Below are 12,820 nucleotides of genomic sequence, written 5' to 3'. Positions count from 1 at the left end.
AGCATCGCGGGGCAAGCCCGCTCCCACAGGTTCAATGATATCCGCTGTGGGAGCGGGCTTGCCCCGCGAGTGGCCTCAAGCTGTTTCGCACATTCCTTTCAACGCCTGCACCCACTGCGGGTGATCGTTCAGGCACGGTACCAGCACCAACTCCTCCCCGCCTGCCGCCACAAACTGCTCACGCCCGCGATCGCCGATCTCTTCCAGGGTCTCGATGCAGTCGGCAACAAACGCCGGGCACATCACCAGCAGCTTCTTCACCCCTGACTTACCCAGCTCATCCAGACGGGTTTCGGTATAGGGTTCGATCCATTTCGCCCGACCCAAGCGGGACTGGAACGACACCGACCACTTGCCATCCGGTATCCCCATCTGCTTCGCGAACGCCTGAGCAGTACGCAGGCACTGGCCGCGATAGCAGACCGCAAGCATCTCGGGAGACGAATCCCGGCAGCAGTCCTCGGCCTGGAAATCATGCACGCCTGTTGGATCGAGCTTCTTCAGATGGCGCTCAGGCAATCCATGGAAACTCATCAACAGGTGATCATAATCCTGCTCAAGATACGGCCGGGCGCTTTCCACCAGGGCCTCTATGTACTCCGGCTGATCATAGAAAGGCCGCAACACCGCCATCTCCAGCGGCAACTGATGCTCGGCCACTACCTGCCGGGCCTGCTCGACCACCGTGGTCACGGTGCTGTCGGCGAACTGTGGATAAAGCGGCGCCAGGGTGACCTTGCGCACGCCTTGTGCGGCAAGACGCTGCAATACCGTCGGCAAGGAAGGCTCGCCATAACGCATGGCAATTTCCACCGGCCCCTGGCTCCACTGCGCACGCATTGCGGCCTGCAAGCGGCGGGTCAATACCACCAGTGGTGAGCCCTCATCCCACCAGATAGAGGCATAGGCATGGGCCGACTGCTCAGGTCGCTTGACCAGGATCAGCGACACCAGCAAGCGCCGCACCGGCCAGGGCAGGTCAATGACGTACGGGTCCATCAGAAACTGATTGAGGTAGCGGCGCACATCGGCCACCGATGTGGAGGCCGGGGAACCCAGGTTGACCAGCAGCAGAGCGTGATCGGTCATGCAACGTCCTATTTCAGAGGCGACTGGACAACTCATCCAGGGCCGATTGCAGATCATTGAAGCGGAATGTGAAACCTGCAGCGAGCAAACGCACCGGGCGCGCCCGCTGCCCGCCCAGCAGCAGCGTCGACAGCTCACCCAGGCCGGCCTTTAGCACCAGTGCCGGCAACGGCATGAAGGCGGGACGATGCAGGGCTCGCCCCAGGCGCCTGGCAAACTCGCGGTTACGCACCGGCTCCGGGGCGCAGGCATTATAAGGACCGCTGGCGTCCTTGTGCTGCAAGAGAAAATCAATCAGGGCGATCTGGTCATCTATATGCACCCACGGCATCCATTGCCGGCCATCGCCAATCGGCCCGCCCAGGCCCAGTTTGAACGGCAAACGCAGACGCGACAAAAAGCCGCCTTCGCTGGACAGCACCAACCCCGTACGCACCAGCACCACACGAATGCCCAAGGCCTGGGCGTGTAGTGCGGTTTCTTCCCAGGCAATGCACAGCTGACTGGCAAAGTCTTCTTTGACCGGCTGCGAGGCCTCGGTCAGCTCACGTTCACCACCGTCGCCATACCACCCTACCGCCGACCCGGAAATCAGCACCTCAGGGCGCTGTTGGCGGCTTTCAAGCCAGGCCAGCAATTGTTCGGTAAGGGTGATCCGGCTGCTCCAGAGCACCGCTCGCCGGCGCGTACTCCAGGGGCGATCGGCAATTGGCGCCCCGGCCAGATTGATCACCGCATCGATCGGGTCGTCCTCACTCAATGCCTCGAGCCGGGCGATCCCTTGCACACCGACACCACACAATTTACCCACCTGCTCAGGGCGCCGACTCCAGACCGTCAGGCGATGCCCTTGCGCCAACCAGCGCTGGCAAAGCTGTTGACCTATCAATCCCGTACCGCCGGTCAGCAATATATGCATGACTGTGTCCTCACATGGCGCACCCTGGTCTATTTTTAAGATCAAGGCACTTTTTTGACCGAACACGCTCGGATAAACATAGGCCAACCTGCGATAACAAAAAGAAAGCATCTTATACACAGATAGATATTTGTATAGGTTTGTCCGGTAGCGTAGCCTGCAACCAGAGGTTCGAAGAGGCCATCATGACTGTACCTATTGCCATCATCGGTGCCGGTATCGCCGGATTGTCAGCCGCCCAGGCCCTGCAAAAAGCCGGGCAGACCGTCCACTTGTTCGACAAGGGGCACGGCAGCGGCGGCCGCATGGCCAGCAAACGCAGTGACGCTGGCGCCCTGGACCTCGGCGCCCAGTACTTCACGGCCCGCGACCGGCGCTTTGTCGAGCAGGTTCAGCAATGGGTCGCTGCCGGCTGGGTCGCAGAATGGAAACCTCAACTCTACAACTACCACGACGGCGTCCTCAGTCCGTCACCGGACGAGCAGATCCGCTGGGTCGGGGTACCGCGCATGAGCGCCATCACGCGCGGCTTGCTCAAGGACGTCACGGTCAATTTCAGTTGCCGAATCGCCGAGGTGTATCGCGGCCAGAAGTACTGGCACCTGCAGGACACCGATGGTTGCAGTCATGGCCCGTTCAGCCGTGTGGTGGTGGCGGTACCCGCCCCGCAGGCGACTCAGTTGCTGAGCGCCACACCCAAGCTTGCCGCAACGGCAGCCGGGGTACAGATGGACCCGACCTGGGCGATTGCCCTGGCCTTCGACACCCCGCTCGATACGCCGATGCAGGGTTGTTTCGTACAGGACAGCTCCCTCGACTGGCTGGCACGCAACCGCAGCAAACCGGGGCGTGACGAGCATATGGATACCTGGGTCCTGCACGCCACCTCGAGCTGGAGCAAGCAGCACATAGACCTGAGCAAGGAAGCGGTGATCGAGCAACTTCTCGGCGACTTTGCCGAGCTGGTTGGCTGTGTCGTTCCTGCGCCGAATTTCTCCCTGGCCCATCGCTGGCTCTACGCCCGCCCGGCCAGCCACCATGAATGGGGCGCCCTGGCCGACGCCGATCTGGGCCTCTATGCCTGTGGCGACTGGTGCCTGTCCGGACGTGTCGAAGGCGCCTGGCTCAGCGGCCAGGAAGCGGCGCGGCGGCTGCTCGAACACCTGGAATGAACGCCCTGGAATCCGACTCCAGCGCGCCCCTCCTACATTAATCTGCTCCACAAAAGCTGTACAATTTTATTGACTTGTACAAACTTGTTCCTATGATAATCCTGTACATGATTTTTTCGCTGTACAAGATAATCTGGAACTCGCCATGGCCTCCGCCGACACCGCTCGCAAGCCCAGAATTGCCATCAGCGCCTGCCTGACTGGTGCCGAGGTTCGTTATAACGGTGGCCATAAAGCTTCGCGCCTGTGCAAAGAGGTGCTCGCCCAGCACTTCGATTTCGTCCCGATCTGCCCGGAAATGGCCATTGGTCTCGGCGTACCGCGCGCTCCCATTCGCCTGGTGGGCGATCCCGCCGACCCGCAAGCAGTCGCCAGCCACGATCCCGCACTTGATCTCTCTGGCCCGCTACGCGCCTACGGGCAACAGATGGCCACCGACCTCACAGACATCTGCGGCTACATCTTCATGCACAAGTCACCGTCGTGCGGACTGGAGCGGGTCAAGGTCTATAAAGCCAACGGCTCTCCCGCCCACGAAGGCGGCCGGGGCCTGTATGCCGCCGCGTTTTGCCGGCAACGTCCGGATGTGCCGGTCGAAGAGGATGGCCGACTGTGCGACCCGGTCCTGCGCGAGAACTTCATTACCCGGGTGTACGCCTACGCCGATTGGCAGCAACTGCAAAGCGAAGGGCTCAGCCGCGGTGCCCTGATCGCCTTCCATGCCCGTTACAAGTACCAACTGATGGCCAACAATCCAGAGCAGTACAAGGCACTGGGCAAACTGCTGGGCAGCATGACCCGAGACGATGACCCGCGGGTGCTCGGCCCTCACTACTTCAGTCAACTGATGCTCGCGTTGCGGCGTTGCGCCAGCCGCGGCAACCACAGCAATGTGTTACTGCACCTGAGCGGCTACCTGCGCAAGGCACTGAGCCAGGATGACCGCGAGGAATTTCATCACCTGATCAATCAGTACCACGCTGGCATCGTGCCGCTGGTGGTACCCCTGACGCTGCTCAAGCATCACTTGCGCACCCACCCCGATCCCTACTTGCTGCAACAGGTCTACCTACAACCGCATCCGCAAAGCCTGGGCCTGCGCAATGCAATCTGAACAAGCGCTGCTACCCATTCGCGAGGTGACGCGACTGACCGGCGTCAATCCTGTCACCCTGCGCGCCTGGGAGCGACGTTATGGCCTGGTCATTCCACAGCGCACTGGCAAGGGGCACCGTCTGTATAGCCAGGAACATGTCCAGCGCATCCAGCAAATCCTGCGCTGGCTGAACCACGGCGTTGCCGTAGGCCAGGTCAAGGCACTACTCGACAGCACCGCGAGCGAACCCGGCACAACGACCAACAGCAGCTGGACACCGTTGCGCGAGAACCTGGTCGAAGCCATCGCCAACCTGGCCGAATCCCGCCTCGACCAGCAGTTGAATCAAGCCATGGCGCTCTACCCCGCCGCGACCCTGTGCGAGCAGCTGTTGATGCCGCTGTTGAAGGCGCTGGAACTGCGCTGGCAGGGGCAGTTCGCTGCACGCCTGGAGCAGGTGTTCTTCTATTCCTGGCTACGCAGCAAGCTCGGCGCCCGGACTTACCACAACAATCATCAACTCAGCGGCGCACCACTGCTGCTGGTAAACGGCACGCCCCTGACCTTTGATCCACACCTGTGGATGTGCGCATGGCTGGCCAGTGATGCGGGCTGTCCGCTATCAGTGCTGGACTGGGATTTACCCGCCAATGAGCTGGCTGTCGCCGTCGTGCGGATACGGCCACGGGCCTTGTTGCTGTGCATTGGCCAGGCCATCAACCTACGCCAGCTTGAACGCAACCTGGCCGCTATCAATATTCCGAAACTCCTGAGTGGCAGCGCGGTCAGCATCCATAAGGAGGCTATCGAGGACTGGTCGCTCGCCGACCTGCATCTGTTCGACACCCCGCTGGATGTGCTGCATGGCTTGCAACGACTGCAGCTGTTGCAAGGGCATCTGTCATGAAGGCAACCGCTGTTAACCGAGGAACACCATGCAACTGATCTGGCTGCGCAGCGACCTGCGCGTGGACGACAACACTGCGTTGTCTGCCGCCTGCGCACAGGGGCCGACCCTGGCGGTGTGGCTGATCAGTGCGCAGCAGTGGCGCAGCCATGATGATGCCCCGTGCAAAATCGATTTCTGGTTGCGCAACCTGGCGGTACTGAAGGAGCGCCTGGCCACTCTGAACATCCCGTTGCTGGTGCGCGAGGCCGACACCTGGGAGCACGCCCCTGACGTGCTGATGCAGCTCTGCCGCGAACATCAGGTGCAGGCGCTGCACCTGAATGAAGAATACGGCGTCAACGAAAGTCGCCGCGATCAGGCCGTCAGCGAGCGGCTAAAGCAGGAGGGCATTGCCGTGCATTGCCACCTGGACCAGTTGTTGTTCAAACCCGGTAGCATCCTCACACGCACCGGTGGTTACTTTCAGGTCTTTGGCCAGTTTCGCAAGGCCTGTCACCAGCGTTTGCACATGAGCCTGCCCCACCTGCAAGCCCCGCTGGCACCTCAGGCAGCGCTCGCGATTGTCAGCGACGAAGTTCCCGTCCAGGTGTCAGGTTTCGAGCCTCCACCGACCAGCCTGCGCGAGCTCTGGCCAGCCGGCGAAACCGAGGCCGATGCACGCCTGCAGCGATTTATCGATGAGGCCGTTGATGACTACCAGCAGCAACGCGACTTGCCTGCTGTTGCCGGCACCAGCCAGCTTTCGCCGTATCTCGCGGCGGGCGTGGTTTCCCCGCGCCAGTGCCTGCTGCGCGCCCTGGCCCACAACTACGGCGAGTTTGACAGTGGCAATGCCGGACTATTGACCTGGATCAACGAACTGCTTTGGCGTGAGTTCTATAAACATATTCTCAGTGGTTACCCTCGCGTATCAAAGCATCGGGCTTTCCGCCAGGAAACCGAAGCACTTCCCTGGCGCCATGCACCCGATGAGTTGAAAGCCTGGCAGCAAGGCCGCACCGGTATCCCGATCATTGACGCGGCCATGCGCCAACTGCTCGCCACCGGCTGGATGCACAACCGGCTAAGGATGATCGTGGCAATGTTCCTGACCAAGAACCTGCTCATCGACTGGCGTGATGGGGAGCGTTTCTTCATGCGTCACCTGATTGATGGCGACCTGGCAGCCAACAATGGCGGCTGGCAGTGGAGTGCCTCCACCGGCACCGATGCGGTGCCCTACTTTCGGATATTCAATCCGCTCACCCAATCCCGGCGCTTCGACAGCCGAGGCGACTTCATCAGGACCTGGCTACCGGAACTGGCTGACTCCGATGAAAAAAACATTCATAACCCGGTGTCATCTACAGATCTATTTGTTACAACTAGCTATCCACAACCCATCGTGGACCTCTGTAGCAGTCGCCAGCGCGCCTTGAATGCTTTCAAGAATTTATCCACGCGGCAGGTTGAGGAATCGCCCCTTGAATACCACTGTCTGTAAACGTGCCTGGGTTACCGGTGCGAGTAGCGGCCTGGGATTGGCACTGGTCGAACATTTGCTGGAGCAAGGTGCACGGGTAGCCGCCAGCGGCCGGGCCAGTGAAGCCTTGCAGGACTTGAGCCTGCAATACCGCGAGCAATTGCTGGTAATCGACAGCAACCTCAGTGAGCAGCTTGAGGCGCAGCAAGCAGCCAGGCAGATCACTGATCGCTGGGACGCGCTTGATTGCCTGATAATCAACGCCGGGACATGCGACTATCTGCCGATGGATACGCCAGCTGCAGCGATTTTCGAAGGCATTGTCAGCAGTAACTTCAGCGTCACCCGGCATTGCCTGGAAAGTGCCTTGCCGCTGCTGCAACGTGGTCACTCGCCTCAAGTGGTCGCTATTCTCAGCCGCTATTCATCGCTGCAGCTGGGTGAACCCAGCCAGCCGGCTACAGCGGACAACAGCTTGTTGCAGTTTCTGGACAGCCTGCGTGCCACCCTTAACGTTCAGACCGTAGACCTGACGGTGATTGCGCCACTTAACTTGAAGTTCCCGCAGGTTCCGACAAAAGTCATTCCGGAACAATGGACCGCGACAAGCGCTGCAGAGGTCATCCTCAACCATCTGCCCGAGCACTCGGACAATCTGGTTCTGGAAGCGCTGCAGCTGAACAATCTCTGGCCTCTGCCCAAGTAACGTTTTCGGCCCTGCCGCCATGCAGGGCCGAAGCAGGGATTACAGTGGCATGCGGTAATGAAGTGCGTAACTTTCAACCCCGTCGTTACGCGATTGCATCCCGGCATTGGAGTAGTGAATAGCGCGCACGCCAACTTCATGTCCACCGGCAAAACGCAGACCGAAGCCGATGCGGTCTTCGAACTGGAAAGATGACCCCAGCTTGTTGTCTTCGATCTCCGTACTGGAGAACGCTGCCACCCCGATACCGGCCTCAATATAAGGTTTGACCGACTCACCGGCAAATTCGTAGACGAACACCGGAGCAAAGGAAAGACTGTTGTTACTTGCCGTCTCGTCACCCTGCCAATAGGTGTATCCAGCGTCCCAATAACCGGTCAGCCGCCCCGTGCTGGTTTGCCACCAACTAACGTCCCAATTCGATTGCAGACCCAGGCGATAGGTCATGGTCGAATCGCCGGTCTGCCCAACCGAAAACGAAATATCTGCTGCTTGAGTGGTAAACGATTGCCCCAGGGTCACGGCCGCAAGTGCGGCCAAACAAAGCAGTTTCTTCATGAGAAACGTCCTTTTTCCTAATGCTAATGTTGGTTCTTCTGTCTCGCTGGACAAAATTATAGAAACCGGTGGCGCAACGTTAGTTCATCAGAATGTCAGTGCTTATCGCACTTTCTACACAGTGAAGCTTCGCACACTGTCAGATTTATTCCACAAGATTGGAAGTATCTTTCGCAAATGTTCCGGGCTCGCACTTGTCCAGAATTGCGCATCGCGCGCCGGCCCTTCGGCCAGCAATTGCCGCTCGCCCAGCAGCCGTTGCAACTGGCGGGCGACCGCTGCACCCGTGTCAATAATGGCAATGGAGGACGGCACCATTTGCGCCAGCAGCGGCTTGAGGAAAGGGTAATGCGTGCACCCCAGAATCAAGGTGTCGCAACCGGCATCAAGCAAGGGCCGCAAATACCCCTGAAGCAAGTCACGCAGGGTCGGACTGCCCAGATCCCCGGCTTCGATACACTCGACCAGCCCTGGGCAAGGCTGTGTCACTACGCGAACGTCGTTGGCAAAACGATCGAGCAGGGCAGCAAACTTGGCGCTCTGCAGCGTGCCGGTGGTGGCCAGCACACCGACCACGCCACTGCGGGTCGCGGCAGCGGCAGGTTTTACCGCAGGTTCCATGCCCACCAATGGCCAGTGCGGATACTGCTCGCGCAGATCGGCGACCGCAGCGACGGTGGCAGTGTTACAGGCAAGCACCATGGCCTTGGCGCCCTGCTCGCGAAAAAACTCGGCGACCAAGCGGCAGCGCTGGCGGATGAACTCAGGGGATTTCTCGCCATAGGGGATGTTTCCGCAGTCGGCGACGTACAGCAGCGATTCATGAGGTAGCAAGCGCTGGATTTCGGCCAACACCGACAAACCACCCACACCGGAATCAAAGACGCCGACCGGCGCTGCTGCCAGCTCAGTCATCGTGCCCGCCACAGACGCTACAGCCCGGATCGCGCTTGACGCGCAACTCGCGAAAACGACTGCCAAGGGCATCGATCAGCAGCAACCGGCCCACTAGCGGCTGACCAAATCCGGCCAGCAGCTTGAGCGCCTCCAGAGCCTGCAAGCTGCCCACCAAACCTACTAGTGGACCGACGACCCCTGCTTCGCTGCAAGTCAGTTCGGCTTCACTGCCATGACCATAGAGACAGTGGTAGCACGGGCTTTCAGGGCGCCGCGGATCGAACACCGACAACTGCCCTTCCAGGCGAATCGCCGCACCACTGACCAGTGGTTTGCGCTGCGCCACGCAGGCCGCATTGACCGCCTCGCGGGTGGCGAAGTTATCGGTGCAGTCGAGCACCAGATCCACCGCCTGCACGGCAGCCGCCAGAGAGTCTTCATCCAGGGCACTACGATGGGCGAGCAGACGGACTTCAGGGTTGATCGCCTGCAAGCGGGTCAACGCCGAGTCGACCTTGCTCAGCCCCACCGAGGAAGTGTCATGCAACACCTGACGCTGCAGGTTGGTCAGGTCGACCGTGTCGAAATCCGCCAGGTGCAGCTCACCGATACCCGCCGCCGCCAGGTACATCGCCACGGGCGAACCCAGGCCGCCAAGACCGACAATTAATACCCGGCTGCCTTTGAGCCGCAGTTGACCGTCGATATCGACCTGAGCCAGGAGGATCTGCCGGCTGTAGCGCAACAGCTCCTGATCACTCAGCACGACAGTCGCCCCAGGCTGATACGTTCATGACCGCCCAGATCGATGCGGCTTTCGATTTGCTCAAAGTCGTGCTGAGCCAGCAACTCGCGCACCGCAGCGGCCTGATCGTAACCATGCTCGAGCAGTAACCAGCCACCCGGCAGCAGGTGTGCGGGCGCCTGGCTGATGATGATGCGCAGGTCGTCCAGACCATCGGCACCGGCCACCAGCGCACTGCTCGGCTCAAAACGCACATCGCCGGCCACCAGGTGGGGATCTTCGGCAGCGATGTAAGGCGGGTTACTGACGATCAGGTCAAAGCGCTCGCCGGCGACAGAGTCGAACCAGTGACTGCTGCGCACCTGGACGTTGTTCAACTGCAGGCGCTGGCGATTGCGCTCGGCCAGGGCCACGGCTTCAAGGACGCGGTCCACCGCCACGACCTGCCACTGGGCGCGCTCGCTGGCCAGGGCCAGGGCAATGGCACCCGTGCCGGTGCCCAGATCGAGGACGCGCACCGGGGTCAGCGGCAACAGCTCAAGGGCCGTCTCCACCAGCAATTCGGTATCCGGACGCGGAATCAGGGTATGCGGCGCCACTTCCAGGTCCAGGTTCCAGAAACCTTGCTGACCGAGGATATACGCCACCGGCTCGCCGCTACGCCGACGCTGCAGATACTCGGCAAAGGTCAACGCCGCTTCGCTGCTGACAATCCGCTCCGGCCAGGTATGCAGATAGCTACGCGACTTGCCGATGGCGGCGGCCAACAGCAATTCCACATCCAGGCGCGCCGTCGGCGAATCCGGTAGCTCCGCAGCGCGGAGCAGACTGGCGATAATCGTCATTTACTCACCCAGTGCAGCCAGTTGATCAGCCTGATACTCAGCCAGCAGCGGCTCGATCACGGCGTCCACACCACCGGCCAGAACATCATCCAGCGAATACAAGGTCAGGTTGATACGGTGATCGGTCACCCGGCCTTGTGGATAGTTGTAAGTACGAATCCGCTCGGAACGGTCGCCCGAGCCCACCAGCAGCTTACGCTCGCTGGCGATTGCATTCTGTGCGGCGCTGGTCTGCATGTCGTTGAGTTTGGCCGACAGCCAGGACATCGCCCGTGCGCGGTTCTTGTGCTGGGAACGTTCTTCCTGGCACTCGACCACAATACCGGTAGGCAAGTGAGTGATGCGCACCGCCGAGTCGGTTTTGTTGATGTGCTGACCACCCGCGCCGGAAGCACGGTAGGTATCCACGCGCAAGTCCGCCGGGTTGATCTCGATCGCCACATGCTCGTCAGGCTCGGGCAGTACTGCCACGGTGCAGGCCGAGGTGTGGATGCGGCCCTGGGATTCAGTTTCCGGCACGCGCTGAACGCGGTGCGCACCGGACTCGAACTTCAGCTTGCCATAGACATAATCACCCTCGACCCGGGCGATGATCTCTTTGTAGCCGCCGTGTTCACCCTCGTTCTCCGAGAGAATTTCCAGACGCCAGCCACGTCGCTCGGCGTAGCGCGAATACATACGGAACAAGTCGCCGGAAAAGATCGCCGCTTCATCACCACCGGTACCGGCGCGGATCTCCAGGAACACGTTGCGCCCATCGTTGGGGTCCTTGGGCAACAGCATGCGTTGCAACTGGTTTTCCAGCCCGACCAGTTGCTCTTTGGCTTCACGCACTTCTTCCACGGCCATTTCCCGCAGGTCAGGGTCGCTGTCCTTGAGCAGCGCCTGGGCGCCAGCCAGGTCATCCTGCACCTTGCGCCACTGGGCGTAGGTCGCAGCCACGGGCTCGACTTCGGCATATTCACGGGAATAGGCGCGAAAGCGGGTCTGGTCGGAAATGACTTCGGCATCACCCAGCAGGGCGGTCAATTCCTCGAAACGGTCCTGGAGCGTGTCCAGCTTATTGAGCAGCGACGCTTTCATTGCGGGGTTTTATCCGTGGTTCCCTCATTGAGGGCAAAGAGTTCCTGAGCCATGGCCAGCGCATCGAGGCGGCCTTCAGCAGAGAGCTTTTTCAATTGCACACTGGGTGCATGGAGCAATTTGTTGGTCAACCCGCGCGCCAGTTGCACCAGCACCTCTTCGGCACTGCCACCATTGGCCAGCAGACGCTGGGCCTTTTGCAATTCTTCGTCACGCAAGCGCTCGCTCTGCTGCCGATACGCCTTGAGCACATCCACCGCGGCCAGCTCACGCAGCCGCAGCATGAAATCTTCGGCGCCCACCGAGACCAGCTCTTCGGCAGCCTGGGCCGCGCCCTGGCGGCTCTTGAGGTTCTCGGCGACGACATCGTGCAGGTCATCGACGGTATACAGGTACACGTCGTCCAGCTCACCAACTTCTGGCTCGATGTCGCGCGGCACGGCGATATCGACCATGAAGATCGGCTTGTGCCGGCGCTGCTTCAACGCGCTTTCCACCGCGCCCTTGCCGAGGATTGGCAACTGGCTGGCCGTGGAACTGATAACAATGTCGCTATTAACCAGTTCTTGCGGAATATCTGCCAGCAGCACGGCATGTGCGCCGAACTGCGCCGCCAGGGTACTGGCGCGCTCCAGCGTGCGGTTGGCCACCACAATACGCCGTACGCCCTGCTCGTGCAGGTGCCGCGCCACCAGGGTAATGGTTTCTCCCGCACCGATCAGCAGTGCCTGGCTACGACCCAGGTCACTGAAAATCTGCTTGGCCAGGCTGACGGCAGCAAAGGCCACCGACACCGGGTTCTCACCAATAGCCGTATCGGTCCGCACCTGCTTTGCGGCACTGAAAGTCGCCTGAAACAGACGGCCAAGCAGCGGACCGATGGTACCGGCTTCGCGGGCCACGGCGTAGGCAGACTTCATCTGCCCGAGGATCTGCGGCTCGCCAAGTACCAGCGAGTCGAGCCCGGACGCCACCCGCATCATGTGCCGGACTGCATCATGATCTTCGTGGATATAGGCACTGGCGCGCAGCTCATCGAGGCTCAGCTGATGATATTCGGCCAACCAGCGCAGAATGCTCTCTGCTGCCAGGTGATCCTGCTCTATATAGAGTTCGCTACGGTTACAGGTCGAAAGGATCGCAGCCTCGCGGCTGGCGGTCAGTCGGCAGAGCTGCTGCAAGGCGTCCACCAGCTGCTCAGGAGTAAACGCCACGCGCTCGCGTACGTCTACCGAGGCAGTCTTATGGTTGATACCGAGGGCAAGAAAGGCCATGCAAGGTCGCTGATAATGACGGGAAGCCGATAATTGTCCTACTTCGCAGGTTTCAGAACAACCA

General features: G+C 60.6%; 13 protein-coding genes. 5 read left to right on the top strand and 8 right to left on the bottom strand.

All coding sequences use genetic code 11. The features are described 5' to 3' along the window. Positions 1-75: 75 nt before the first annotated feature. Both hemH and ACO6VD_RS26180 read right to left on the bottom strand, forming a co-directional pair. Entirely contained in the window at positions 76-1,089 is a 1,014-nt protein-coding gene (gene hemH / locus ACO6VD_RS26185) for a ferrochelatase (protein ID WP_422422768.1), read from the bottom strand. Between the two features lie 13 nt (positions 1,090-1,102). Beyond that, entirely contained in the window at positions 1,103-2,008 is a 906-nt protein-coding gene (locus ACO6VD_RS26180; protein ID WP_422422767.1) for a TIGR01777 family oxidoreductase, read from the bottom strand. A gap of 185 nt (positions 2,009-2,193) precedes the next feature. Between ACO6VD_RS26180 and ACO6VD_RS26175 the strand changes: the two genes are divergently transcribed. The 5 genes from ACO6VD_RS26175 to ACO6VD_RS26155 all read left to right on the top strand — a co-directional run bounded on the left by ACO6VD_RS26175 (position 2,194) and on the right by ACO6VD_RS26155 (position 7,354). Continuing rightward, positions 2,194-3,180, top strand: a complete 987-nt coding sequence (locus ACO6VD_RS26175; RefSeq protein ID WP_422422766.1) for an NAD(P)/FAD-dependent oxidoreductase — start codon at positions 2,194-2,196, stop codon at positions 3,178-3,180. A 145-nt stretch (positions 3,181-3,325) separates the two neighbouring features. After that, positions 3,326-4,294: a YbgA family protein gene (locus ACO6VD_RS26170; protein ID WP_422422765.1), complete on the top strand. Its 969-nt coding sequence runs from the start codon at positions 3,326-3,328 to the stop codon at positions 4,292-4,294. After that, positions 4,284-5,183 (top strand): MerR family transcriptional regulator, encoded by a 900-nt coding sequence (locus ACO6VD_RS26165; protein WP_422422764.1) that lies wholly within the window; start codon positions 4,284-4,286, stop codon positions 5,181-5,183. The genes ACO6VD_RS26170 and ACO6VD_RS26165 overlap by 11 nt, the downstream gene beginning before the upstream one ends. Before the next feature lie 28 nt (positions 5,184-5,211). Then, a complete protein-coding gene (gene phrB / locus ACO6VD_RS26160; RefSeq protein WP_422422763.1) occupies positions 5,212-6,669 on the top strand; it encodes a deoxyribodipyrimidine photo-lyase in 1,458 nt (485 codons plus the stop codon). Further along, the gene (locus ACO6VD_RS26155; RefSeq protein WP_422422762.1) at positions 6,650-7,354 is read left to right on the top strand and encodes an SDR family NAD(P)-dependent oxidoreductase; all 705 of its coding nucleotides are present in this window, start codon (positions 6,650-6,652) and stop codon (positions 7,352-7,354) included. Before phrB ends, ACO6VD_RS26155 begins: the two co-directional genes overlap by 20 nt. 39 nt (positions 7,355-7,393) lie before the next feature. Here the strand turns inward: ACO6VD_RS26155 and ACO6VD_RS26150 are convergent, their stop codons facing one another. From ACO6VD_RS26150 to hemA, 6 genes are all read right to left on the bottom strand, one after another. Beyond that, positions 7,394-7,912 carry an acyloxyacyl hydrolase gene (locus ACO6VD_RS26150; RefSeq protein WP_422422761.1) on the bottom strand — a complete coding sequence of 173 codons (519 nt, stop codon included), beginning with the start codon at positions 7,910-7,912 and terminating at the stop codon, positions 7,394-7,396. Positions 7,913-8,026: 114 nt separating this feature from the next. Further along, positions 8,027-8,827, bottom strand: coding sequence for a glutamate racemase (gene murI / locus ACO6VD_RS26145; RefSeq protein ID WP_422422760.1), 801 nt, complete (start codon positions 8,825-8,827; stop codon positions 8,027-8,029). Then, positions 8,820-9,575: a molybdopterin-synthase adenylyltransferase MoeB gene (locus tag ACO6VD_RS26140; protein ID WP_422422759.1), complete on the bottom strand. Its 756-nt coding sequence runs from the start codon at positions 9,573-9,575 to the stop codon at positions 8,820-8,822. The genes murI and ACO6VD_RS26140 overlap by 8 nt, the downstream gene beginning before the upstream one ends. Beyond that, positions 9,569-10,399, bottom strand: coding sequence for a peptide chain release factor N(5)-glutamine methyltransferase (gene prmC, locus ACO6VD_RS26135; RefSeq protein WP_422422758.1), 831 nt, complete (start codon positions 10,397-10,399; stop codon positions 9,569-9,571). The genes ACO6VD_RS26140 and prmC overlap by 7 nt, the downstream gene beginning before the upstream one ends. Continuing rightward, positions 10,400-11,482: a peptide chain release factor 1 gene (prfA, locus tag ACO6VD_RS26130; RefSeq protein ID WP_422422757.1), complete on the bottom strand. Its 1,083-nt coding sequence runs from the start codon at positions 11,480-11,482 to the stop codon at positions 10,400-10,402. It abuts the gene before it with no gap. Next, positions 11,479-12,756 (bottom strand): glutamyl-tRNA reductase, encoded by a 1,278-nt coding sequence (gene hemA, locus ACO6VD_RS26125; protein WP_400171920.1) that lies wholly within the window; start codon positions 12,754-12,756, stop codon positions 11,479-11,481. Before hemA ends, prfA begins: the two co-directional genes overlap by 4 nt. Positions 12,757-12,820 lie beyond the last annotated feature (64 nt).

The sequence above is a fragment of the Pseudomonas sp. GZD-222 genome (assembly GCF_049310525.1).
Lineage (GTDB): Bacteria > Pseudomonadota > Gammaproteobacteria > Pseudomonadales > Pseudomonadaceae > Aquipseudomonas.
Note: the sequence above shows the minus strand (reverse complement) of the source record. Positions and strands in the feature narration are given on the sequence as shown.